Origin of the sequence: Aestuariimicrobium kwangyangense DSM 21549, assembly GCF_000421525.1 — a bacterium.
Lineage (GTDB): Bacteria > Actinomycetota > Actinomycetes > Propionibacteriales > Propionibacteriaceae > Aestuariimicrobium > Aestuariimicrobium kwangyangense.
The window spans coordinates 719,924-743,713 of record NZ_ATXE01000002.1 but is presented as its reverse complement, the minus strand read 5'-3'; the positions used below and the strand labels follow the sequence as shown (position 1 = coordinate 743,713).

Sequence of the window (23,790 nt, the reverse complement as noted above, 5' to 3'; positions counted from 1 at the left end):
TTTCAGCGCCGATGGTACTGCAGGGGGGACCCTGTGGGAGAGTAGGACGCCGCCGGACTTACAACACCCCCTTGATCTTCGGATCAAGGGGGTGTCTCCATTTGTGCGCAAGGTGTGGGCTCGTCCCGTTGTGCGCAACGCCTGCCCGAGAACACCAGGTCGCCGGCACCTGCGCCAGCCGTACGGCCCGTTCGTCCCCACTGTGCACGTTCCCACTCGAGCCCGACTCGGCCCACGGCCGCGTCGTCCTCGAACGGTAGACTCAGCCTTCGGCGACCCTTCGCCGATCCTCGAACCATCGGAGCACCCCAACCATGGCGATCCCCAGTTTCATCGACCGCGTCTCACTGACGGTGCGGGCGGGCCATGGCGGCCACGGATGCGTCTCGGTGCACCGCGAGAAGTTCAAACCCCTGGGCGGCCCTGACGGCGGCAATGGCGGCAACGGCGGGTCCATCATCCTGCGGGTCGACACCCAGCTGACCACGTTGGTCGACTATCACCGACAGTCGCTGCGCAAGGCTCCCAATGGTGAACCCGGCAAGGGTGACCACCAGAACGGCGGGCTGGGGGAGGACATCGTTCTGCCCGTGCCCGACGGAACCGTGGTCACCGACACGGAGACCGGCGAGGTGCTGGCCGACCTCACCGGCGAAGGCACTCAACTCGTCGTCGCCCAGGGCGGGAAGGGCGGTCTCGGGAATGCGTCCCTGGCCTCGTCCACCCGCAAGGCACCCGGTTTCGCACTGCTCGGCGAGGAGGGGGAGGAACGCCAGATCCAACTGGAGCTCAAGGTCGTGGCAGACGTCGGCCTGGTCGGCTTCCCCAGCGCCGGCAAGTCGTCATTGGTGGCGGCCATCTCCAGAGCTCGTCCCAAGATCGCTGACTACCCCTTCACCACCCTGATCCCCAACCTCGGTGTCGTGATCGCCGGGAACACGACCTTCACGGTCGCCGACGTGCCGGGGCTGATCGAGGGTGCCTCGGACGGTCGCGGCCTCGGCCACGACTTCCTGCGGCACATCGAGCGGTGCCAGGCCCTCGTCCATGTGATCGACACCGCGACCTTCGAGCCTGGGCGGGATCCCCTGTCGGACCTCGACATCATCGAAGCTGAGTTGGCTGCCCACGGTGGTCTCGAGGACCGTCCGAGGTTGGTTGCCCTGAACAAGGTCGACGTTCCCGATGGCGCCGAGATTGCCGCCATGGTCGAAGCCGAGATCCGTGCGCGCGGCCTCAAGGTGTTCCCGATCTCGACGAAATCGGGCGAGGGGCTGCAGCAGTTGACGTTCGCGATGGCCGAGATCGTTCGTCAGCGACGGGCAGCTCTGCCCCCCAAGGCGGCGCCCACCATCGTGCTGCGGCCCAAGGCCGTGAAGGCAGCCTCTGAGTTCAGTGTGAAGAAGCAGGGTGACGGCGAGGGTGGATTCGTCTGGCGGGTGCGGGGCGAGAAGCCCGAGCGCTGGGTGCGACAGACCGACTTCAGCAACGCGGAGGCGGTCGGGTTCCTCGCGGACCGGCTCAACCGACTCGGTGTGGAGGACCAGCTGTCCAAGCTGGGTGCGGTTCCGGGCGATGCGGTCGCGATCGGCGGGGACAACGCCGTCGTCTTCGACTACGCACCCCAGATCCAGGCCGGTGCCGAGATGCTGGGGCGACGCGGCGAGGACCAGCGCTTCGACACCGAGCGTCCCTCGGCCACCCGCCGCCGGGAGGACGACAAGGCCTACCACGAGGCTCGCGAGCAGTACGGCGTGGTCGGACGGGATCCCCGCGGCGTGAACTGGCGTGCGGGCGTGCCTTTCGACATCGACGCCGACGAGGAGGACGCGGCGAATCGTCCCAAGGCGAGCGACTTCGGCGACTTCGACGAGGACTTCTCGGACGAGGCAGACCACGGCCGTGACTGAACGCCAGGCCCTCACCCAGGCGCGGCGCGTGGTGGTGAAGGTCGGGTCGTCGTCGCTCACCTCGTCCGACGGCGGCATCGCACCGGATCGCATCGCCCTCCTGGTGGACGCTCTGGCGAACCTGCGGGCCTCCGGCAAGGAGGTGGTGCTGATCTCGTCCGGTGCGGTCGCGGCGGGGTACCCGAGGCTGGGTCTCCCCAGCCGTCCCCGTGACCTGGCCGGCCAGCAGGCCGCGGCGTCGGTCGGACAAGGACTGCTGATGGCCCAGTACGGCGAGCAGTTCGGGCGGCACGGACTGACGACCGGGCAAGTGCTGCTCACGGTGGACGACCTCACCCGCCTGTCGAGCTACCGCAATGCGACCCGAACCCTGGGGCGGTTGCTGCAGCTGGGGGTGGTACCCGTGGTCAACGAGAACGACACCGTGGCCACCCATGAGATCCGCTTCGGTGACAACGACCGGCTGGGCGCGCTCGTGGCCCAGGCCGTACGCTCCGACGTGCTGGTGCTGCTGTCGGACGTCGACGCTCTCTACACCGCCCACCCCTCCTCGCCGGACGCCGCGCGCATCGCCCGGGTACCCGACATCGACGAGTTGGACGTCGACACCTCCCGAGGCGGCAGTCATGTCGGCACAGGCGGGATGACGACCAAATTGCAGGCAGCGCAGATCGCCACCAGCGTCGGTATCCCGACCCTGCTGGCGGCCGCCGACCAAGCGGCCCGAGCGTTGGCCGGCGACCCCGAGATCGGCACCTGGTTCGACCCTGCCGGAAAACGGCGTCCCCGACGCCTGCTGTGGCTGGCCCACGCCTCGCACGTGCGCGGAAGGCTGCTGCTCGACCACGGCGCCGTGAGCGCACTGGCCCACCGCGGCGCTTCTCTGCTCGCTGCCGGTGTGACCGCGGTGGAGGGTGACTTCGCCGCCGGTGACCCCGTGGAGTTGGTCGGACCGGACGGCCGCATCGTCGGACGCGGCCTGGTCGCCTTCTCGTCGGAGGAACTGCCAGCCATGCTCGGCAAGAAGACGGCCGAACTCGCCGAGACCCTCGGCGCCCAGTACGAGCGTGAGGTCGTGCATCGCGACCAATTGATGTTGAACAGGAGACGGGCGTGAGCGCCTTCGAAATCTACGGTTGGACGATCGCCCTCATCAGTTCGGTGTCGGCGGTGCCCCAGTTGCTGCGGATCCTGCGCTCGCGCACCAGCGCGGGTGCCTCGCTGGTGATGTGGCAGATCACCGCCGCCATCACCGGGACCTGGTTGGTGCACGGCAGCCTCACCGGCGCCTACAACCTGGTGCTGGCCAATGGCATCGCATGCCTGATGTCAGTCCTGATCCTGTGGTTCGTGCGCCGGGACCGCACGCTGTCGCTGCTCCGCACCTTCGGCGTCCCGGCCCTGGGCATCGCCGCGCTCGTCGCCACGGACCTGTGGAACCCCCTCGTCTTCGGTGCCTTCATCTCGATCCCGCAGTTCATCGGTGGGGTCGCACAATTCCTCGACCTGCTGCGCTGCCGCGACATCCGTGGTGTCAGTGTTGGCTTCCTCGCCTGGCAGGTCGCGGTTCAGGTGTTCTGGTTCGTCTGGGGGCTGTGGGGTGGCGACGTCGCCATCCAGATCGCCGCCGGCTCGTTCTTCGTGATCTGCCTGCTCAACTTCATCTGGTGGCTGCTGCGACGATTCGGACTGGTGCGAGCACACGGTCCGCAGCCGGAGGACGGGCTGGTCGACGCCGCCGTCCGGACGCCGGCCGCCGAGGCGAGCTGACCGCCTACTCTGGACTGTCGTGACTGCTTTCACCGACCAAGCCAGGGCCGCGCGCGTCGCCGCCCGAGCGTTGGCCCTCGCCGACCGTGCCCGCAAGGACCAGGCACTCAACGCCATGGCCGATGCCCTGCTCGAACACACCGCGATGGTGCTCAGCGCCAACACTGCCGACGTCGAGGCCGCGGAGGACGCCGGCGTCGCCCCCTCGCAGATCGACAGGCTGCGGCTCACTGTCGACCGCGTCGCCGGTATGGCGCAGGGGCTGCGCGACCTCGCTGGGTTGCCCGACCCCGTGGGCGAAGTCGCTCGACAGTGGACGACCACCACTGGCCTGCACATCAGCCAGCAGCGGGTGCCGTTCGGGGTGGTCGGCATCATCTACGAGGCCAGGCCGAACGTCACCGCCGATGCCGCGGGGATCTGCCTGAAGTCCGGCAACGCCGCACTGCTCCGGGGCTCCTCGTCCGCTCTGCGCACCAACCGAGTAGTCGTCGAAGCGCTGCGGGCGGGGCACTCAGCCAGCGGGATCGACCCGAACTCCATCCAGTTGGTGGAGGGGGGTCGTGAGGTCACCACCGAGATGATGACGGCCCGCGGTCTGGTCGACCTGCTCATCCCGCGTGGGGGAGCGGGCTTGATCGAGGCGGTGGTCACTGGTTCCACCGTGCCCGTGATCGAGACCGGCACCGGCAACTGTCACCTCTACGTCGATCGCGACGCGGATCTCGAGGTGGCCGCCAGGATCACCATCAACGCCAAGGCGCAGCGCCCCAGCGTCTGCAATGCGCTGGAAACGGTGCTGGTGCACCACGACGTTGCCCGTGACTACTGGCAGGCCCTCGCTCCTCTGCTCGCGGAGGCCGGGGTCACCGTCCACGGCGACAAGGCCACCCTCACCCTCGTTCCGGGTGCGGTCCCGGCCACCGATGCGGAGTATGACGCCGAGTACCTGAGCCTCGACCTCGCTGCCCGCGTGGTCGACGACATGGACGAGGCCATCGAACACATCCAGACCCACAGCAGCGGTCACTCCGAGACCATCGTGACCACCGACCAAGCGGCTGCCGCCGAGTTCGCCCGACGCATCGATGCGGCCGCGGTGCTGGTGAACGCCTCGTCGAGGTTCGTCGACGGTGGCGAGTTCGGTTTCGGCGCCGAGATCGGCATCTCGACGCAGAAACTGCACGCCCGCGGTCCCATGGGGTTGGCCGAGCTGACCTCGACCAAGTACGTGGTGGTGGGGCAGGGCCAGACGCGCTCATGTGAAACGCACCAGTGCCACCGACCCGGCTAGGCTGTCCGCCATGATCGCGCTCGTCACAGCATCCTCTCTCATCGTCGGCGGCATCGCCCTTGCGTTGCTGCTCGGTGCCCTCATCCTCGTGAAGACTTTCGGGGACTCACGTCCCCACAGCTGATGAGCGCCGTCCCCACCAGCCCCGTCACGCCCCCGTCGACCCGCACGTCCGGTTCAACCCCGGGGATCAACCGCCAACCGGGTCATCGACACCGGTTGGGCGTCATGGGCGGCACGTTCGACCCCATCCACCACGGGCATCTGGTGGCAGCGAGCGAGGTGGCAGCGCGCTTCCAGTTGGACGAGGTCGTCTTCGTCCCCACCGGTATCCCGTGGCAGAAGGCGGGACGGATCGTCTCCCTCCCTGAGGACCGTTACCTGATGACCGTCATCGCCACCGCTTCGAACCCCTCGTTCTCGACGAGCCGGGTCGACATCGAACGGGCCGGTGACACCTACACCGTCGACACCCTCAAGGACCTGCGAGCCGAGCGCGGGGACGACACCGACCTGTTCTTCATCACCGGCGCCGATGCCCTCGCCAAGATCCTGACGTGGCGAGGCGCCGAGGAACTGTTCGACCTGGCGCATTTCGTGGGAGTCTCCAGGCCCGGGGTGCCGCTGGGTCCGCAGGACATCGCACACCTGCCCAAGGACAAGGTCACCCTGCTGGAGGTGCCCGCCATGGCGATCTCGTCGACCGCCTGCCGTGAGCGCGTCTCCGAAGGCCTCCCGATCTGGTACCTCGTGCCCGACGGAATCGTGCAGTACATCAACAAGCGCGGCTTGTACGCGCAGGGGTTCGCGAACGCCGACAACGACGCCGAATTCCCCACGGACTTCCCACCCATCCCTCTCTCAGGAGCGCAGTGACTGCCACCGACATCGCCATCCACACCACCCAACTCGCCGCCCAGGCGGCTTCCGACAAGCGCGGCAAACGGATCGTGGCCTTCGACGTCTCTGACCACCTCGCCATCACCGACGTCTTCCTCGTGATCGGCGCCTCGTCCGACCGTCAGGTGGGAGCCATCGTCGACAACATCGAGGAGCAGCTTCTCGAGGCCGGCCTGAAGCCCGTGCGGCGGGAGGGCGAGCGCGAGAACCGGTGGGTGCTGCTCGACTACATCGACGTGGTCGTGCACGTGCAACACGACGAGGAGCGCGAGTTGTACTCCTTGGAGCGCCTGTGGAAGGACTGTCCCCGGATCGACTTGGTGCTCGACGAGCCGCCAGCCGATGCCGAGACCTTCGAGGACGACGACCGGGGCTGGTGATGGAGGCACGTTCCGGTACGGCGGTGACCACCACGCTCCTGCTGTGGCGCCACGGGAGAACGGCATGGAACGCGGGTGGCCGCTTCCAGGGCCAGCACGATGTCGAGTTGGACGAGGTGGGCCTTGACCAGGCCGAGACTTCCGCGGGGGCGCTCGCGGCCCTGCACCCTCAGGTGCTCTACTCGTCCCCGTTGTCTCGCGCCCGCCAGACTGCTGCGGCCCTGACCCGGCTCACGGGCCTCGAGGCGACGCTCGTGGACGAACTGGCCGAGATCAATGTGGGGTCCTGGGTCGGTCTGACCCCTGCCGACCTCGGGCACGATCCCGAGTACGTCAAGGCGGCCCGGGGAGTCGACTTCCGCCGCTCACCCACCGGTGAGACGGCAACCGAGGTGGGGCAGCGGATGGCCGGCGCGGTGCGCGGCATCGCCGACACCCACGTCGGCAAGCGGGTCGTCGTGGCCTCGCACGGCTTGGCGATCCGGATGGGGGTGGGCGCCCTGCTCGGCTGGGACTTCGAGTCCACGTGGTGGCTGGGGGCCCTGCGCAACTGTCACTGGGTCGAACTCACCGTCAGTGAACCGTTGCAGGAGCACGGCCGTCGTCGATGGCGACTGCAGGCCTACAACGTCGGGGTCTGAATCCGGCCCCGGCTCGTCCGCGGATGCCGCAGACTCTCGCCTCCGGCGCAGACTTCACCGTTGGAACCATGCAGTTCGGTCCCGAAGGCGAGAGTGTGCGGGCCTGTGGGGCTGAACGAGTGATGCCGAGCGAGAACGCTGGGTGATGGTCAGCGGGGGGTGAGAGCGAGCGATGGTCAGCGGGCGATGGTCTGCAGCGAGCGTCGCAGGGTGTCCGCGGAGGCATGGAGCTTGGTGGTCTCGTAGGGATCCATCGCCGGGGTGAGCACCTGCTCCACACCCGCGGCCGAGACCACGCAGGGAAGGCTCAGGGCGACGTCATGGATTCCGTACTGGCCGTCCAGCACCGTCGACAGCGGCAGGATGGAACGCGCGGGAGCGAGCAGCGCCTCCACCAGTCGCGCGCCCGCGATGCCGATGGCGTAGTTGGTCGATCCCTTGCCGTCGATGATGCGGTAGGCGGCCGTTGCCGCCTCGTGGGCGAGTTCGGTGAGGTAGGAGTCGGTGAAGATCTTCTGCCCGTCGACGGACCACTGGCGCAGGGGGACCTCGCCGATCGTGGCGGAACTCCACAGGGGGAACTCGGTGTCGCCGTGCTCGCCTGCGATGGTCACGTGCACGTTGCGCTGACTGATGTTGAGTCGACGTCCGACCATCCAGCGAAGCCGAGAGGTGTCGAGCATGGTGCCGGTGGAGAACACTCGTCCGCGGGGGAGGCCCGACAGGCGTTGTGCCACGACGGTGAGCACGTCGCAGGGATTGGTGACCAGGACGAACAACGCCTCGGGGGCCTGCTGGATCAGCTTGGGCAGCAGATCGGCCAGGATGCGCGCGTTCGTCTCGGCCAGGTCGAGCCGGGACTGGCCCGGGTGCTGCTTGGCTCCCGCAGTCACCACCACCACGTTGGAATCCTTGACGGCAGAGATGTCGGCACCACCCATCACGATGGACGAGGTGAACTGCGTGCCGTGCGCGAGGTCGGCCACTTCTGCCTCGACCTTGGCGCGGTCGATGTCATAGAGGGCGATCACGTCGGCTGAACCCCTGATCAGGGCCGCATAGGCCAGCGAGGTTCCGACGGCGCCCGCGCCGACGACGGCCAGCTTCGAGTTCATCCTGCTCATGCTCTGAGGGTACTGGCAGGCGCGATGTGACAAGGCTGCGGTGGGTGCGCTAATGTTTCGGAGTCCCAAGCGGCAACGTACGGGATCCCACAAGGGGCTATGGCGCAGTTGGTAGCGCGCTTCCATGGCATGGAAGAGGCCAGGGGTTCGAATCCCCTTAGCTCCACCACAGCGGTGACGTTGGCCGAGCAGTGATGCTCGTGGCGTCCGGCGCACCGGCCACCCCGTCGCTGACACGCCACTCCACGCAACGTGGGTCAGCCTCCCACTGCTCGGGGCGCAGGGTCTCGAGGAAGCTGACCAGATCCGGCGCTCGTGCGCCGAGCGCTGGCTTGTGTCGGAGCGTGTTAACTCTGTTGCATGAAGCAACCGCCGCTCGACTCGGTCAGCACCGGCTCTGACCACACGTTGCTCGACCGGACCTTCCGAGTCAGCCTGCTGCTGAAGGGGCTCAATGGTGTGCTGGAGTTGGTGGGCGGTCTGGCGCTGCTCCTGGTGGGCCCCGGTCAACTCCACGCGATTGCGACCGCGCTCACCCACCGTGAGCTGATGGAGGACCCCGGCGACTTCCTGGCGAATGCGCTCGTGCGGCTCGCCTCCCGGCTCGACCTGTCGACCCAGCTGTTCGCCGCCATCTATCTGCTGGTGCACGGGGTCGTGAAGGTCGTGCTCGTGCTGGCCGTGCTCCGAGACCGGCTCTGGGCGTACCCGTGGCTGATCGCCACCCTGATCGCCTTCATCGGCTACCAGACCTTTGAGCTGTTCCGTTCGTTCGGCTGGGGCCTTCTCCTGCTGACAGCATTCGACATCTTCATCGTGGTGCTGACGTTCCGCGAGTACGGACTGCACAAGCAGCGCGTGGAGGTCCCGGACACGGGGCCCGATCCCTCACCCTGAGTCGCCGGGAGTGCCCTGGAGGCGGGTAGCAGAGTCTCGCTTGCATACCCCCCCGGGTATGACATACTTGAGACGTGAAGACCTCAGACCAGCAGCTCGGTGTCTCGCCCGGACTCATTCGACGCACCAACGCGACCCCCGTGGGCCACGTGGCGGTGCCGGCGTCGGGGCCGAGGTACTGGAAGTCGGTGTGGTCGTCGCGACACACCGTCGCTGCGGTGGTGGCCTTCCTCGTGCTGGCGCTCGTGCTGTTCTCAGTCCGGTCCACGGCTCTGGCCGGACAGCTCCCCAGCGCGTTCGACCTGTTGTTGCTCGCGCCCGCCGCTGCCCTGGGGGCGGTCACGTTGGCCACGTACGTCCCTCCCGCCGGGGTGGCAGCACGTGAGCATCTCGCCGGAGGATCCTGCGCCATCGTCCCGATCGCGCTCGTCGTCGGATCGCCACTCCTGGTGGCCCAGTCGGCTGGGACGACCTACCCGCTGGTGCTGCTGCTGGTCTTCCTGGTCGCGGCGGCCGCCAAACGGATCACCGATCACGCGTCCTGCTGAGCACCCTCGCCTCCCTGAGCAGACCGAACAACCTCGTCAGAACCCACCCACACCAACCATCGACAGGAGTCCCCGTGCCCACCCTTGAACTGACCCACGACAACTTCGAGTCCACCGTCACCGCCGAAGGCATCACCTTCGTCGACTTCTGGGCGGAATGGTGCATGCCCTGCCGCGCCTTCGCCCCCGTCTTCGAGAAGGCGGCGCAAGCACACCCGGACGTCCGCTTCGGCAAGGTCGACACCGAGGCCCAGCCCCAGCTGGCGGGAGCGGCCGAGATCTCGGCCATCCCGACGTTGATGGCGTTCCGAGACGGGGTGCTGGTCTTCCGCCAGTCCGGAGCCCTGCCGGCCAAGGCACTGGAAGAAGTGCTCACCGCCATCCGGGAACTCGACATGGACGAGGTCCGGCAGCAACTGGCCGAGTCCCCCCAGGCACAGAACCGCTGATCACATCGTGGGGCCGGGGCATGTCCCGGCCCCTCGCTGGCACGGCCACCTGTCAGAGGCGGGCGCCGAACCACCATCCTGCAGCGGCTGCCGCAGCGGCTCCGACCACCGTGCCGCTCGCCTTGGCGAGTGCGGTTCCCGGGCGCCCCTCCTGGGCGAGGCGGACGGTCTCGAAGCTGGCCGTGGAGAACGTGGTGTACCCGCCGAGGAGGCCCGTTCCCAGCACGGTCTGCCAGTGCTCGGGGAGAACGCGGGCTCCGGCCAGTCCTGCCAGGACGCCGAGCAGGAACGATCCGGACAGGTTGATGAACACGGTGCCCCAAGGCACCACCCCGTCCACCCTGGAGCGGATCAGGCCGTCGACCACCAAGCGGGTGGCAGCCCCGAACCCGCCAGCCACGGACAGGGCGAGGAACAGCGCCGGCGTCATGCACCCTCCCCGGACCCGGCGAGCCGCGTGAGCCGGCCTGCGTGGGCGTGCAGCCGGGCGGCGACGGTGATCCCGGACCACGTCGCCATCACCCCCAGCACGGCGGTACCCACCGCGAACGCCACCGCGCGCGCGACGGCCCCTGCGTCGAGGAGGCGGACGATGTCGAGCGCGAAGGTGCTGTAGGTCGTGAAACCGCCCAGGACGCCGGTTCCCAGCAGCAGTCGGACCACGCGGCGTCCCCCTCGGTCAGGGCCGAGCCGATGCAACACCTCGAGCAGCACACCCAACAGGAATGCCCCGACCACATTGACGGTGACGATGGCGACGGGTAGGTCGGCGACCGAGGGCACGACCAGCGAGACGCCCTCACGCAGGGCAGTCCCCACCATGCCCCCGGCCGCGACGACGGCCACCAATCCGGGTCTCATATGGGCCGGCCGATGCTGGGGGACCGTGGGCTCGTCCGGATCGGACTCGCTGTCATCGATCGGGTCGGGGTCGACGGGCAGATCGTCGAAATCGGCCTGGCGGGCACGCCACCGGCCGAGGGCGCGAAGTCCGCTGGTCTCAGGTTTCGTCACGAGGGATCTCCCACCGTCAGGGCCTTCCCATCATCTGGGCAGGGGTGCCGTTCGGGTAGGGACTGTTGTCGGATGTCCGAGGTTGGGAACGGCGAGCCCCACCGCCGCGAGGAGCCCGGGGGCTCCTCGCGGACCAGTGTGGCACAGGGCCGTCGTCCCGCCACGGCAGGTCCATCGGCGAGCTGGACGGGTATCGTGACTCCTCGTGCACCACCTGCCTCGCGACGTCTGGACGGCCCGGGCGGCCGAACACCGCGAGCGGGCGCTGGCGGTGCTCGCCCCCACGATCGAGCGTCGGCAGAGGGGGGAGCGGCACCCCGTCTGGGACTTCCTGTTCGACTACTACCGGCTGCGCCCGGCCGAACTGGTCGCGTGGAGTCCGGGGGCGGGGGTGGTTCTCGATGACGCCCCCGAGTTCGCCGAGCGGCGTCACTTCCGGATGGACGAGGACGGTTCGGCCTCGGTCGACGCGGCTGCCCTGGTGGCAGCGCGCCGGACCACCCTCGAGTTCACCGGCCGGCTGCTGTCCGCCGTGTCGCAGCGTCCTCCGCAGTTCGGGTGTTTCGGGCTCCACGAATGGGCCATGGTGTATCGCCAACCGGCAGATCGGGTGCGCCACGGAATCGCCCTGAGGTTCTCGACCGACGAGACCGCCGGCATCGTCGAATCCCACGAGCTTCGTTGCACCCATTTCGATGCCTTCAGGTTCTTCACCCCGCCAGCCGTACCCCTCAACCACGTGGCCCTGACGCGTGACGATCAGGTCGACAGCGACCAGGGTGGCTGCCTGCACGCCAACATGGACCTCTACAAGTGGGCCGGCAAACTGCATCCGCTCACCTCGTCGACGCTGCTGTTCGACTGCTTCGAACTGGCGCGGGACGTGCGGGAGCTGGACATGCGCGCCAGCCCCTACGACCTGCGCCCGTGGGGGTTCGAGCCCGTTGCGGTCGAGACCGCAGCAGGGAAGGCCGACTACGTCCGCCAACAGCGCGGCTTCGCCGAGCGCGCACAGCTGTTGCGTGAGCGGCTCCGGGACGAGATCGACGTGTCAGGCCTGACCGGCTCCCGTCGATCGTGAACCCAGGACCCTCGGGCCGAAGTAGCACAATCCCGCAGTCGTGACGCTGGCGCCCAGAGCCGCCAGGAAGGCCACCGGGAACATGGCGGTGCCGCTCATGCCCAGCACCGCCAGCAGCAGGATGGTGCAGACCAGGGCCGACACGCTCACGAACCCGAACAGGGCGATCGCCATCGAGCGGGCCGGTTCACTGGTCGACGCCCGGGAGGGGGAATGGGCTGACGCGGCCCCGGCGACGGCGGCCGGAGCGTTCGACCCCACACCGGGCAGGTCGGCGCACAGCGCTGCCAATTCTCGGGCGGTGCGTGCCCGGACGGCGAGGTCGGTTCGTTCGTCCACCTCGGCGGCGGTCAGGCGACCGGCTGCGTAGTGCTCCGCCAGACAGGCGCAGGTGCGATCACGCTCGGCGTCCCCGATGCGCAGTGACCCGTCATCCCAGCGTCGAGGTGGGCCATCGGCCTGCACGGGGCGGAGCGCGGGGCGCTGGTTCAGCTGCATGATCGGGTCCATGGCCCGACTCTGACGTCCGGTGCCCACGAGAGGGAAGTGGTGCGACCCGATCTCGGCCCCCCGGCGTGGTGCGAGGGACCAGGGTGTGGTCCCGGATGGGTAGGTGGTCGGTCGCAAGTCGCAGGGGAGCCCTCGGCGGACTTCTCAGGGAGTTCTTGGTCACGATCAGGCAACCAGCCGTGGGCCACTGCGCGTATCCGAGATGACCGCAGTTATGGTGTTCCAGCGGTCCATACCCCAGATCGCCCTTCCGTGAGGATCCGCCGCCATGAAGACCGCCTTCCACCGCGCTGCCGCCGCCACTGCCGTACTCGCCCTCGCCCTGACGGCAGGATGTGCCAAGGACATCGGTGCCGCGCACCCCTCGAGCCTGCCCACCCTGCAGAGCAGCGTCCCGTCGTCGCCGGCAGCGCCCAGTTCGACGGCCACCCCTGACGAACAGCCCAGCGACACCCCCACGCCGTCCGTCGAGCCGAGCAGTCCGTCCGCGCCGGCCGTCCCGTCCTCCCCCGCCAGTGCTCCGACGCCGTCGGCGGTACCGGCGCTGCTGAAGTCCGGTGACAGCGGCGACAAGGTGCGCGAACTCAACCACCGACTGCTGCAGCTCGACTGGTACGCGGGCAAGATCCAGGCCGTCTACGACGCCGCCACCGTCGAGGGCGTCTCGGGCTTCCAGCGCAAGCGCGGGTTCCCGGTCACAGGGCAACTCGACCAGCAGACCTGGGACAAGCTCGTCTCGATGACCTCGACGCCCACGCACGACCAGATGTACAACATCCTGCGACCCGGTCCGGCACTCTACCGACAAGGATCGAACGGCGACGCAGTGCGGCGCATCCAGGTGCGACTCAAGGAGATCGCCTGGTATGAGGAGAAGCTGATCACCGGCACCTACGGCTCGGCGACGGTGGCCGCGGTGAAGGGCTTCCAGGACAAGCGTGGCATCCCGGTGACCGGTGAGGTCGACCAGCGCACTCTCGACCTGCTGGTCGCGATGACCTCCACTCCGACCCAAGAGCAGATGTACAACAAGCCGCCCAAACCGGTGGCCGCGGCGAAGCTCGACCCGCGCTGCCTCACCGGGCGCGCCATGTGCATCGACAAGAACACCCGTCGTCTGGTCTGGGTGGTCGACGGCAAGGCTCAACTGACCGTCGACGTGCGCTTCGGCTCGGAGCTGACCCCGACCCGCGAGGGATCGTTCTCGGTCGGGTGGAAGTCGCGCAACCACGTCTCGAGCATCTACCACACCTCCATGCCGTACGCGATGTTCTTCTCGGGCGGCCAGGCCGTGCACTACTCCTCGGACTTCGCAGCCCGCGGCTACAACGGCGCCTCCCACGGGTGTGTCAACGTTCGCGACCTGCAGGGGATCAGCTGGTTGTTCGACCAGGTGCACGTCGGCGACAAGGTGATCGTCTACCGTTCCTGACCCGGACGACCGCGACGCCCGGCTCCCGTCAAGGGGGCCGGGCGTCTCCGTGTCCGGGCTCAGCCGCGTACCACCAACGCCGTGACCTGGCGTCCGCTCCCGGCCAGGTAGACGGTGGTGTCGCTCTGGGGTTTGTCGAAGATCACCACGCCGGTGACCTTCTCACCCTCACTGGCGGTGCCGTGCGACAGGGTCTCGGTGCTGCCGGGCGCCGGGTCGTAGTCCTGGGTGGTCGCGTTGTCGAGCGCGAAGAATGAGTAGTCCATGGTGCCGGAGGTGATGGTGAGTTCCATGGTGAGTTCCAGCCCGGAGCTCGACCACCGCTGGCTCGTGATCGTCCAGTAACCGTCGGCATTGTCTCGTTCTGAGTGGAAGGGCACGCCGTTGCTGGACGCCGCGGTCGGCCCTTGGGGGCCGCTCGACACCGGCGGCGTCGGGGAAGGGGTGGTCACCGATTGGGGCGTCCGTCCCACGGAGAAGGCGGCGGCGACCAGCCCGGCGACCACCACGGCCACGGCCGCCGCCACCCACCAGACGGCCCGGCTGCGGGGCTCGCGGAACTGGTCGATCGAGACGCTCTCGGGGCGTTGCCTGCCCAGGGGGATGCTCCCCGGCGTGGGCGGGGGAGCCGGAGGCAGAGGACGCTGGTAGGGGTTCGTCTGGTGGAAGGCGCCCGGCGCCTGGGCTGGTGGCGGGCTCCCCTGCGGACCAGTCGGCGGGCGCCACTGGTTCTGCGGGGGCTGGTTCGTCTGGCTCATCGTTCCCCATCGTACGTGCGCTCTCCCACAGGAGACCGCCACCCAGCGCCACGGTCCTCATCCACAAGGAGGCGATGGCGCAAGCGGTTGTCCACAGATCCAGCCGGGGCCGGAGCATGGTCGCATCGGCTCCGCACAGTGCAGACATGAAGAAGACACGTCTGCGCGCCGGAAGCCCCGCCGAGCTGCTCGCCCTCGGGCCCTACCTGCTCGGATTCGAGCCGACCGAGTCGATCGTGGTCGTCGCCGTCTCCGAGGGCGAATCCGCAGGCGTCGCCCGCGCCGACCTGGAAGCCTTCGAGTCCGATCGCCAGTTGGCCCGGCGCACCTGGCAGACGCTGAGCCGGCCCACCCCCGACGCGCACGCCCTGATCCTCGGCTATGGCGCTGACCATGAGCGGATGGTGGCGGCCCTCAGGTCGGTGGCCTGCTCGATCGAGGAATGGACGGGATCACTGTTGGTCGACCACGTCTGCTTCACCGACGGTCACCTGTGGTGGCCGCTGTGGGAGGACTGGGAGTTCGATCCGGACGCTGGTCAACCGTATGACCCCGCCCCGCCGTCGGTCGTGCAAGCGGTCTGCGAGGGATTGTCGGTGACCGGCGACAGGGCTCAGCTGGAGCGATCAGTCGAAGGGCCACGCGGGAAACAGGCCGCGTCCTTCGCCGCGAAGGTGCGGCGTCAGCTTCGGCTGGTGGGTTCGATGACCGATGCCGACGCCACCACCTGCGTGCTCGACCTGCTGATGCGAGGGCTGGAGGCGCCCGCCGGGATGGACGACCTCGACCAGGCCCGGCTGGTCGCCCTGGTGCAGAAGATCCACCCGCGCGACGACGTCTGGTTGAGTCAGACCAGGGCCAGTGCCGAACAGCACCAAGTGCTGTGGCACCACCTGGCTCAGCGGACCCCGGTGGAGTTCGCCGTGCCGGTGCTGTCCTTGCTGGGGTTCGCCGCGTGGCTGTCCGGACACGGAGCGCTGGCCAACATCGCCTGCCTGCGAGCTCTGAGCCTCGATCCCTGCTACCGGATGGCCCGGTTGCTCGATGAGGCGCTGGTGAACGGGGCGCACCCCGACCTGTGGAACGACATGCCTGATGTCAGTGCCTGAGCCGGGGGCGCCCCGACGATCACAGCTTGACGGCCTCGCCCGACTCGGCAGAGCGGTACATCGCGTCGACGATGCGCGTCACCTGCAGGGCCTGCGAGGGCTTGGTGACGACCGTGCCACCGGTGCGGACCGCGTTCACGAACTCAGCGGCCTGGTGGGCGCCGGGGTCGAGCTTGGCGTCCGCGATCCAGTCCGGCTTCCACGTGGTCAGCATCTCGTGGTCGGCCTTGTTGACGCTCAGCGGGAAGACCTCGAGGCCCGCCTTCGTGCCTGACAGTGAGATGTTCTCGCGCGACTCGGGGATGTTGATGGCCCACGCGCACTCGAGCATCATGGTCACGCCGTTCTCGAAGCGGACGAACGCGGCCACCTGGTCCTCGACGGTGAACTCCTGGTAGTTCCAGTCGCCCCAGGTGTTGACGTTGGGCGACTTGCCCAGGCGCTGCGACAGGCTCGCGGTCACCTCGATCGCCTTGGGATTGCCCATCAGCCACAAGGCCGAGTCGAGCAGGTGGACGCCGAAGTCGATCATCGCGCCGCCACCCTGGATGTGCTTGTGGACGAAGGTGCCCCAGCTCGGGATGCCCCGGCGGCGCAGTGCCTGCACCCGCACCATGTAGACGTCACCCAACTCGCCCGAGTCGACCACGCGGCGGGCGGCCATCACCTCGGGCATGTGGCGGTAGTGGAAGCCGAAGGTCAGCAGCTTGCCTGACTTCTCGGCTGCCGCGAGCATGGCCTCGCCCTCGGTCGGGTCGAGCGCCATCGGCTTCTCGCAGAGCACGTTGATGCCCCGCTCGAGTGCCGCGATGGTCGCCGGGGCGTGCACGTCATTGGGGGTGCAGACCACCACGGCGTCGAGATTCTCGTTGTCGTACATCTCGAGGTAGTCGGTGTAGCGGGCAGCGACGTCGAAGTCGTCTCCCGCCTTCTTCAACACGTCTGGCTTGATGTCGCACAGGCCGACCAGCTCGGCTGACTCGTTCTCGGTCAAACAGGGCAGATGACGTGCGCGGGCGATACCGCCGGTGCCGACGATGCCGACCCTGACCTTGGCAGTCATGAAAGATTTCCTCCGGGGGGATGGGGGTCTGGTGGAGGACGCCGGGTCGGCGCCCTTGCCACCCCCAGTCAATCAGAGGTGAGCTGCGAGGTTCCACGGGAGTACACTTCTGGCATGCAGATGGAGTCGCTCCTTCCGTAGCCGCACCACCGATGGTGGAGCGGCTGTCCTCGATGCCCATGGGGCCTCGGGGACTTTTCATGTGAGGACGGCTGTGACTCGACCCGGGGTTCGGGGCGAGTGGAGACGAGGCGCCGATGGTGCCGGTGGGAGGACACGACGTGAGCGAGCATCACGGCAGCGGGCACGAGGAGCGCCGCGGCTATGTGGCGGCTGAGGCCGAACGCAAGTGGCAGGCCTTCTGGGAGGCCGACAACACCTTCGGCACGCTCGATGACGGATCGAAGCCACGGCGTTATGTGCTCGACATGTTCCCCTATCCGTCGGGTGACCTGCACATGGGCCATGCCGAGGCCTTCGCGATGGGCGACGTGCCCGCTCGGTTCTGGCGCATGCAGGGCTACGACGTCATGCATCCCCTGGGGTGGGACTCGTTCGGACTGCCTGCCGAGAACGCCGCCATCGCCAGGAATGCCCATCCCTCGGAGTGGACCTACGCCAACATCGAGACCCAGGCGCGTTCCTTCAAGCGGTACGGCGTCTCGGTCGACTGGAGCCGGCGACTGCACACCTCCGACGCGGAGTACTACAGGTGGACCCAGTGGCTGTTCCTGCGCTTCTTCGAGCGAGGCTTGGCCTATCGCAAGAACTCCTACGTGAACTGGTGCCCGGTCGACCAGACGGTGCTGGCGAACGAGCAGGTCGTCCAGGGGCTGTGTGAGCGCTGCCACAACCCGGTGACCAAGCGGCAGCTGAACCAGTGGTACTTCAAGATCACCGATTACGCCCAGCAGTTGCTCGACGACATGCAGCAGCTGGAAGGGGGATGGCCCGACCGGGTTCTGGCGATGCAGCGCAACTGGATCGGTCGCTCCGAGGGTGCCTACGTGAAGTTCGCCATCGAGGGCCGCGAGGAGCCGGTGACGGTGTTCACCACACGTCCCGACACCTTGTACGGCGCCACGTTCATGGTGGTGGCGCCCGACGGCGCACTGGCCTCCGAGATCGTGTCGGACGCGGCTCGTCCGGCGTTCGAGGAGTACCTGGAGAAGACCAAGCGCGCCTCGGAGATCGAGCGGCAGTCCACCGACCGTGAGAAGACCGGCGTCGACCTGGGGGTCTTCGCGACCAACCCCGTCAATGGTGCGCGCGTGCCCGTCTGGGCTGCCGACTACGTGCTGGCCGAGTACGGCACCGGCGCCATCATGTCGGTGCCCGCCCACGACTCCCGCGACCTGGAGTTCGCGCGGACCTTCGGACTGCCCGTCGTGCAGGTCATCGACACCGGTGACGGGGACCCGGCCCAGACCGGGATCGCCACCACCGGTGACGGCACCTACGTCAACTCAGGCGTTCTGGACGGGCTGGAGGGCAAGGCCGCAGGTGTCGCCCGCATGGTCGAGAAGTTGAACGCCGACGGTACCGGCGAGGCGACCGTGACCTTCCGGTTGCGCGACTGGCTGCTGAGCCGCCAGCGGTTCTGGGGTTGCCCCATCCCGATCATCCACTGTCCGGCGTGCGGTGAGGTGCCGGTACCCGAGGACCAGTTGCCGGTTGAGTTGCCCGACCTGCGTGGTTCCGACCTGGCACCCAAGGGGACCTCCCCCCTCGCCGGCCAGGCAGCAGCCGAATGGCGCCACGTGGAGTGCCCACGCTGCGGTGGTGAGGCCGAGCGTGACACCGACACGATGGACACCTTCGTGGACTCCTCGTGGTACTACTTCCGCTACTGCTCGCCCGGCTTCCAGGACGGACCCTTCCGAGTGGAGGATGTCCGGAACTGGATGCCCGTCGCCCAGTACGTCGGGGGTGTCGAACACGCAATCCTGCACCTGCTGTACATGCGCTTCTTCACCAAGGTGCTGCGCGATCTGGGGATGGTCGACTTCGATGAGCCGATGCAACGTCTGCTGAACCAGGGCCAGGTGATCAACCAGGGCCGGGCCATGTCGAAGTCCTTGGGCAATGGCGTCGACCTCGGCAAGCAGATGGACGAGTTCGGGGTGGATGCCGTACGCCTGACCGTGGTCTTCGCGGGACCCCCCGAGGACGACATCGACTGGGCCGACATGTCCCCAGCCTCATCGCTGAAGTTCCTGCAGCGGGCTCACCGTCTGGCCACCGACGTCGTCTCTCCCGTCGACGCCGATCGCGAAAGTGGCGACCGTTCCCTGCGCCAGACGACCCATCGCACCATCGCCGAGGTGACCGAACTGCTCAACGGGCAACGGTTCAACGTCGTCGTGGCCCGGGTGATGGAGTTGGTCAACGCCACCCGCAAGGCGGTCGACAGCGGACCGGGAGCGGCTGACCCGGCCGTGCGTGAGGCCGCCGAGTTCGTGGCCCAGGCACTCAGCTTGGTCGCGCCCTACGTCGCCGAGGAGATGTGGGAGGCGTTGGGTCGTCCCGCTTCGGTGGCCAATTCGGTGTGGCCCGAGGCTGACCCAACCCTGCTGGTGGCCGAATCGGTCACTATGGTGGTGCAGGTGGCGGGGAAGATCCGGGCCAAGTTGGAGGTCTCGCCCGAGATCACCGAGGCCGAGGCCACCGAGATGGCGGTCAACGACCCCGGGGTGCAGCGCGCACTGGACGGTCGTCCGGTCGCGAAGGTGATCTGCCGGCTGCCGAAGATGGTCTCGATCGTCCCCGGGACGTGACACCGGAGGCGAGGGTCGCGGCTCCCGGGGCTGGGTTCTCCACAGGCCGCGGAGCGGTCGAACCGTTGTCCACAGACGGCTGCTTGCCGCGGGACTGAACGGCGGGTGGTGAGCACAGTCAGGGCGTGACCGAGACACCTCGCACGCCGCCGGACCGTCCCACCCCCGCCGAGAGGTTGTGGCGAGTGCTGGGCGGCCCGCCCAGCACCACCGCGGCAAGCCGTGGGCCGTCCTCGGAACCGGTGCCGGCGCGCCATCGGTCGCAGGAGGACGACGTCCGCGACTTCGCCGACCTCCCTGACCTGCCTGATCCCGACGGGCCACGTTCGACCGAACGGCGCTCCCAACCGGTGCTGGCCAGGGTCCGTCGATTCGGCGCCCGCCACCTGGGCGCCGTCGGCGTGTTCGTGGTGGTGGCCCTCGTGTTCTGTTCGGTCCAATTGCTGCGCGCCCGCACCGATGAGGTGCCACTCGCGGTCCAGGCGTCTCACGAGGCCAGCGGCTCGGTGGGTGCCGACCCGAGCGGCTCGGGCCGGACGAGTTCTGGCATCCCCAGTTCCACGCCCGCCCCCCTGGTGGTTCATGTCGTGGGACGGGTGTCCCACCCGGGTGTGATCCGGCTCCCACCGGGTTCCCGCGTCGCGGATGCCATCGCTGCCGCCGGGGGACTGGCGACTGGCGCCCAGACCGGACGGCTCAATCTGGCCGAGCCGCTGGCCGACGGCAGCCAGGTCGTGGTGGGTCCCCACGCCGGAGAGGAGTCCACCGTGAGGGGTCCGGGTTCGTCCGGGGGTGGTGGAGTGGGCGCGCCCGCTGACGGCCAGTCGTCCGCCCAGCTGGACCTCAACGCAGCGACCGCGGAGCAGTTCGAGGCGCTGCCGGGGATCGGCCCGGTCACCGCCCGAAGCATCGTCGACTGGCGCACGCAGCACCAGCGGTTCACCAGCGTCGATGAGTTGCAGGAAGTCGACGGCATCGGGCCCAAGACCTTCCAGAAGCTGGCCCCGATGGTGCGGGTCTGAGATGGGTGCTGCCGATCGTCCCGCTGAGCGACCCGACCTGCGCATGGTGGCCACAGCCGCGATCGGTTGGGCCGTCACCTTCTTCTGTCTGACCGCCACCAGCCCATCGATCGTCCTCGTCGCCGGTGGGGGAGCCGTGCTGGCGATGGCCGCCGCCGCACGGGGACGGTGGCAGCTGTCGGCCGTCGCAGTCGTGGGGTGCTGCTTGGCAGTCACCACCTCCCTGCGCGTGGGCCTCGTCCATGACAGCCCGACGGCCGATCTCGCCGCCCAGCGAGCGGCGGGCAGCCTCACCTGTGTCGTGACCAGCGACGTCCGGCTCCGACCCGCCCAAGGGGTTCGCCCCGAGGTCGCCACGGTCGTCGTCCGCGTCGTCAGCCTGGATGCCCGGGGCAGGCAGCTACGGGGTGGACCTCACCTGACGGCCCGGGCCTCGGGCGAGCTCGCGGAGGCCCTCTCACACCAGCCCGCGGGCGCCACCGTCGTCCTGCAGGGACGGCTGGGGGCGGCCGAACCGGACGACCCGACCGCTGGCTCGTTCACCGTCCGCGCCCCGCCGGTGCTCGTCAGGGGACCGGGGTGGGCAGATCGAACCGTGAACCGCATGCGCGCTGCCCTCGTGCACGCAACTCGCCACTCGCCGCCAGACCAGGCCGCCCTTCTGCCCTCGCTGGTGGTGGGCGACACGTCTCGGCTGCGCGTGGACGTCGTCGAGCAGTTCAAGGCAACCGGCCTCACCCATCTGACGGCCGTCTCCGGGTCGAACCTGGTGCTGTTGCTGGGGTTCGGCACGATGGTCGCGACCCGTCTGGGGGCCCGCGGAACCGTGTTGCGCATGGTGCAGGTGGGTGCCGTCCTCGGTTTCGTGGTGCTCTGCCGGGTGGAGCCCTCGGTCGTGCGTGCGGCCGCGATGGGGCTGGTCGCCCTCGCCGCCCTGGGACGCTCCGGGGTCGGGCGGGCCAAGGAGCGTTCCCGGGGCATGAGGCACTTGGCGGTGGCGGTGCTGGCCCTGATGGTGGTCGACCCGTGGCTGTCGCGCTCCTGGGGGTTCGCGTTGTCCGCCGGTGCCACCGCCGCCCTGATCGCCTGCGCCTCGGCCTTCCAACGGGCCATGGCGTGGGCACCTGCGTGGTTGGCCGAGGCGGTCGCTGTCCCGCTCGCGGCGCAACTGGCGACTCAACCCCTCGTCACTGCTCTCTCGGGCACCCTGAGCGTGTCTGGTCTGGTGGCGAACGCGCTGGCTGGCCCGTTCGTGGGCCCGGCGACCGTCCTGGGCATGCTGGCTGCCTTCACGTCGCTGCTCCCCGGGCGTCCGGGCGAACTGGTGGGCGGTGGCTTCGGGTGGCTGGGTGGGTGGACGGTCGAGCCACTGTTGCGGATCGCACGACTGGGCGCTGCCCTGCCCGGCGGGTCGCTGACCTGGCCGGCGAGCCCTGCGGGGCTGACAGTGATCTCGGTCCTGAGCCTGGCGCTGTGTTGGCTCGCTCCGATGCTGCTGAGGCGCCGTTGGCTGCTGCTCGCCCTCGGTCTCGTGCTCCTGCTGGCCCTCGGTCGTGCCCCGGCCAGTCCCGGCTGGCCCGGCCGGTGGCAGGTGACCTTCTGCTCGGTGGGGCAGGGTGATGCGGCGGTGCTGCGCGCCGGACGGGGGCAGGCCGTGGTCGTTGATGTGGGCCCGGACCCCAAGCCCGTGGTCACCTGCCTGAGACAGCTGGGTCTGGTGGCGCTCCCGGTGGTGGTGATCACCCACTTCCACGCCGACCACCTCACGGGGCTCGGCCAGGTGCTCGACACCTTCAGGGTGGGACGCATCGTCATCTCCCGCGAGGACCCCTCGTCCGCCTCCGCTCGGGAGGTCCACCTGCTGGCGGCCAGCCATGGGGTCCCGGTCGTATCGGCGCATGCGGGTGAACAGTGGCGGGTGGGCTCGGTGACGTGGGAGACCATCCGCACCGGTCCCGTCGCCGGTGATGTGCCAGCAACGGGCAGTCAGCGGGTGGATCCCGAGAACTCGTCGGAGAACGACGCATCCGTGATGGGGGTGGCCACGGTCGGCGCGGTCGGTGACCCCCGGGGCGGACCCGTCCGCGTGCTCCTGGCCGGTGACTCGGAACCGGACGCGCAACGCGCGGCGTTGCGGGCGTTGACCGACGATTCCGTCTTGAGGGTCGATGTGATGGCCATGCCCCACCACGGGTCCTCCCGGCAGGAGAAGAGGTTCTGGCAGGCGGCGGGGGCGCAGGTGGCGGTCTCCTCGTCCGGCGTCGACAACGACTACGGGCATCCGGCGGTCAAGGCGGTCGACCTGGCCCACTCCCTGGGGATGCGCGTGGCGCAGACGAATGAACTGGGCTCGATTGCGATCCGTCGCGAGGACGGCTCGCTGGTCCTGGTCAGCAACCGTGGACCCCAGCGGTGAGCACAGCGCTGGGGTGCTGGCCCGGGTACGGGCAGACTGGGACTCGTGCGCATCCGCAGAGTGGCCCTCGCCCTGACCACCGTCGCAGCCATCGGTCTGGCTCCCACGGCCATCGTGCACGCCTTGGCCTGGGGTCATCAGGCGGGCAGTGCCAATGCCGCCCCCCACCGCGACGTGCTGCTGGTGCTGGGGGCCGGGGTGCTGCCCGACGGGCAGCCGGGCGCCTACCTGAAGGCTCGGCTCGATCTCGCCGCCGACCTCTACGCCTCCGGGAAGGCCTCCGTGATCCTGGTCTCGGGCGACAACCGGGAGGCGAACTACAACGAACCGTTGGCCATGCAGCGCTACCTGGTCAGGCACGGGGTGCCCGCGGGTCGCATCGTCCGCGACCCTGCCGGGTTCGACACCTACGACTCCTGCGTACGCGCCAAGCGCATCTACGGCGTCAGCCGGCTCACGCTCGTCACGCAGGGCTATCACCTGCCGCGGGCGGTCGCGACCTGTCGGATGGTGGGGGTCGACACCTTCGGCGTGGGCGACCACAGCGCCAAGGCTGCCAGCCCCGGCCAGTGGCGCTACGGAGTGGTGCGTGAACTCCCGGCCGCCTGGAAGACCATGTACGACGTCGTCTCGCGACGTACCCCCACCCTTGGGCAACCCGATCCGAGCGTCCAGCAGGCGCTAGGCTCCTGAAC

General features: G+C 68.8%; 23 protein-coding genes and 1 tRNA gene. 18 read left to right on the top strand and 6 right to left on the bottom strand.

Annotation, left to right across the window (positions count from 1 at the left end; genetic code table 11):
* Positions 1-314: 314 nt before the first annotated feature.
* The 7 genes from obgE to H507_RS0110030 all read left to right on the top strand — a co-directional run bounded on the left by obgE (position 315) and on the right by H507_RS0110030 (position 6,895).
* Positions 315-1,910: a GTPase ObgE gene (obgE, locus tag H507_RS16040; protein ID WP_022910588.1), complete on the top strand. Its 1,596-nt coding sequence runs from the start codon at positions 315-317 to the stop codon at positions 1,908-1,910.
* A complete protein-coding gene (gene proB / locus H507_RS0110060) occupies positions 1,903-3,027 on the top strand; it encodes a glutamate 5-kinase (RefSeq protein WP_022910587.1) in 1,125 nt (374 codons plus the stop codon). Before obgE ends, proB begins: the two co-directional genes overlap by 8 nt.
* On the top strand, positions 3,024-3,680 hold the full coding sequence (locus tag H507_RS0110055; RefSeq protein ID WP_022910586.1) for a SemiSWEET family sugar transporter: 657 nt from the start codon (positions 3,024-3,026) through the stop codon (positions 3,678-3,680). The genes proB and H507_RS0110055 overlap by 4 nt, the downstream gene beginning before the upstream one ends.
* Before the next feature lie 19 nt (positions 3,681-3,699).
* Positions 3,700-4,974, top strand: a complete 1,275-nt coding sequence (locus H507_RS0110050) for a glutamate-5-semialdehyde dehydrogenase (RefSeq protein WP_022910585.1) — start codon at positions 3,700-3,702, stop codon at positions 4,972-4,974.
* Between the two features lie 123 nt (positions 4,975-5,097).
* Complete coding sequence (nadD, locus tag H507_RS16035; protein ID WP_022910583.1) at positions 5,098-5,850, top strand: nicotinate-nucleotide adenylyltransferase; 753 nt, start codon at positions 5,098-5,100, stop codon at positions 5,848-5,850.
* Positions 5,847-6,254 carry a ribosome silencing factor gene (gene rsfS, locus H507_RS0110035; protein WP_040438073.1) on the top strand — a complete coding sequence of 136 codons (408 nt, stop codon included), beginning with the start codon at positions 5,847-5,849 and terminating at the stop codon, positions 6,252-6,254. Before nadD ends, rsfS begins: the two co-directional genes overlap by 4 nt.
* Positions 6,255-6,277: 23 nt before the next feature.
* The gene (locus tag H507_RS0110030; RefSeq protein WP_026378073.1) at positions 6,278-6,895 is read left to right on the top strand and encodes a histidine phosphatase family protein; all 618 of its coding nucleotides are present in this window, start codon (positions 6,278-6,280) and stop codon (positions 6,893-6,895) included.
* 176 nt (positions 6,896-7,071) lie between these two features.
* On the opposite strand, the gene H507_RS0110025 is transcribed toward H507_RS0110030, so the two are convergent.
* Entirely contained in the window at positions 7,072-8,019 is a 948-nt protein-coding gene (locus H507_RS0110025) for an L-lactate dehydrogenase (RefSeq protein WP_026378072.1), read from the bottom strand.
* Between the two features lie 93 nt (positions 8,020-8,112).
* Between H507_RS0110025 and H507_RS0110020 the strand changes: the two genes are divergently transcribed.
* The 4 genes from H507_RS0110020 to trxA all read left to right on the top strand — a co-directional run bounded on the left by H507_RS0110020 (position 8,113) and on the right by trxA (position 9,913).
* A tRNA-Ala gene (locus H507_RS0110020) sits at positions 8,113-8,188 on the top strand.
* 191 nt (positions 8,189-8,379) lie between these two features.
* Entirely contained in the window at positions 8,380-8,916 is a 537-nt protein-coding gene (locus H507_RS16030; RefSeq protein WP_022910581.1) for a DUF2127 domain-containing protein, read from the top strand.
* 74 nt (positions 8,917-8,990) lie between these two features.
* Positions 8,991-9,464 (top strand): hypothetical protein, encoded by a 474-nt coding sequence (locus H507_RS0110010; RefSeq protein ID WP_022910580.1) that lies wholly within the window; start codon positions 8,991-8,993, stop codon positions 9,462-9,464.
* A 74-nt stretch (positions 9,465-9,538) separates the two neighbouring features.
* Complete coding sequence (trxA, locus tag H507_RS0110005; protein ID WP_022910579.1) at positions 9,539-9,913, top strand: thioredoxin; 375 nt, start codon at positions 9,539-9,541, stop codon at positions 9,911-9,913.
* A 52-nt stretch (positions 9,914-9,965) separates the two neighbouring features.
* Here the strand turns inward: trxA and crcB are convergent, their stop codons facing one another.
* Together crcB and H507_RS0109995 are read right to left on the bottom strand one after the other, a co-directional pair.
* Positions 9,966-10,343, bottom strand: a complete 378-nt coding sequence (gene crcB, locus H507_RS0110000) for a fluoride efflux transporter CrcB (protein ID WP_022910578.1) — start codon at positions 10,341-10,343, stop codon at positions 9,966-9,968.
* Positions 10,340-10,927: a fluoride efflux transporter FluC gene (locus tag H507_RS0109995; protein WP_022910577.1), complete on the bottom strand. Its 588-nt coding sequence runs from the start codon at positions 10,925-10,927 to the stop codon at positions 10,340-10,342. Before H507_RS0109995 ends, crcB begins: the two co-directional genes overlap by 4 nt.
* 205 nt (positions 10,928-11,132) lie before the next feature.
* Here H507_RS0109995 and H507_RS0109990 point away from each other — a divergent pair, with 205 nt between their 5' ends.
* A complete protein-coding gene (locus H507_RS0109990; protein WP_022910576.1) occupies positions 11,133-12,008 on the top strand; it encodes a hypothetical protein in 876 nt (291 codons plus the stop codon).
* On the opposite strand, the gene H507_RS17365 is transcribed toward H507_RS0109990, so the two are convergent.
* The gene (locus H507_RS17365; RefSeq protein WP_051139738.1) at positions 11,979-12,518 is read right to left on the bottom strand and encodes a DUF1707 SHOCT-like domain-containing protein; all 540 of its coding nucleotides are present in this window, start codon (positions 12,516-12,518) and stop codon (positions 11,979-11,981) included. The genes H507_RS0109990 and H507_RS17365 overlap by 30 nt on opposite strands.
* A gap of 268 nt (positions 12,519-12,786) precedes the next feature.
* Between H507_RS17365 and H507_RS17360 the strand changes: the two genes are divergently transcribed.
* Entirely contained in the window at positions 12,787-13,950 is a 1,164-nt protein-coding gene (locus H507_RS17360; protein WP_022910575.1) for a L,D-transpeptidase family protein, read from the top strand.
* Positions 13,951-14,009: 59 nt separating this feature from the next.
* Here the strand turns inward: H507_RS17360 and H507_RS0109975 are convergent, their stop codons facing one another.
* Positions 14,010-14,708, bottom strand: coding sequence for a hypothetical protein (locus H507_RS0109975; protein ID WP_022910574.1), 699 nt, complete (start codon positions 14,706-14,708; stop codon positions 14,010-14,012).
* 146 nt (positions 14,709-14,854) lie between these two features.
* Between H507_RS0109975 and H507_RS0109970 the strand changes: the two genes are divergently transcribed.
* A complete protein-coding gene (locus H507_RS0109970; RefSeq protein WP_022910573.1) occupies positions 14,855-15,817 on the top strand; it encodes a DUF4192 domain-containing protein in 963 nt (320 codons plus the stop codon).
* A 19-nt stretch (positions 15,818-15,836) separates the two neighbouring features.
* Here the strand turns inward: H507_RS0109970 and H507_RS0109965 are convergent, their stop codons facing one another.
* Complete coding sequence (locus tag H507_RS0109965; RefSeq protein ID WP_022910572.1) at positions 15,837-16,880, bottom strand: Gfo/Idh/MocA family protein; 1,044 nt, start codon at positions 16,878-16,880, stop codon at positions 15,837-15,839.
* 257 nt (positions 16,881-17,137) lie between these two features.
* Between H507_RS0109965 and leuS the strand changes: the two genes are divergently transcribed.
* The 4 genes from leuS to H507_RS0109945 all read left to right on the top strand — a co-directional run bounded on the left by leuS (position 17,138) and on the right by H507_RS0109945 (position 23,788).
* Positions 17,138-19,657: a leucine--tRNA ligase gene (gene leuS, locus H507_RS0109960; protein ID WP_022910571.1), complete on the top strand. Its 2,520-nt coding sequence runs from the start codon at positions 17,138-17,140 to the stop codon at positions 19,655-19,657.
* 125 nt (positions 19,658-19,782) lie between these two features.
* Positions 19,783-20,679 carry a ComEA family DNA-binding protein gene (locus tag H507_RS0109955; protein ID WP_022910570.1) on the top strand — a complete coding sequence of 299 codons (897 nt, stop codon included), beginning with the start codon at positions 19,783-19,785 and terminating at the stop codon, positions 20,677-20,679.
* 1 nt (position 20,680) lies between these two features.
* Positions 20,681-23,095 (top strand): ComEC/Rec2 family competence protein, encoded by a 2,415-nt coding sequence (locus H507_RS0109950; protein ID WP_022910569.1) that lies wholly within the window; start codon positions 20,681-20,683, stop codon positions 23,093-23,095.
* A 45-nt stretch (positions 23,096-23,140) separates the two neighbouring features.
* Positions 23,141-23,788 (top strand): SanA/YdcF family protein, encoded by a 648-nt coding sequence (locus H507_RS0109945; protein ID WP_026378068.1) that lies wholly within the window; start codon positions 23,141-23,143, stop codon positions 23,786-23,788.
* The last annotated feature ends 2 nt before the right edge of the window (positions 23,789-23,790 follow it).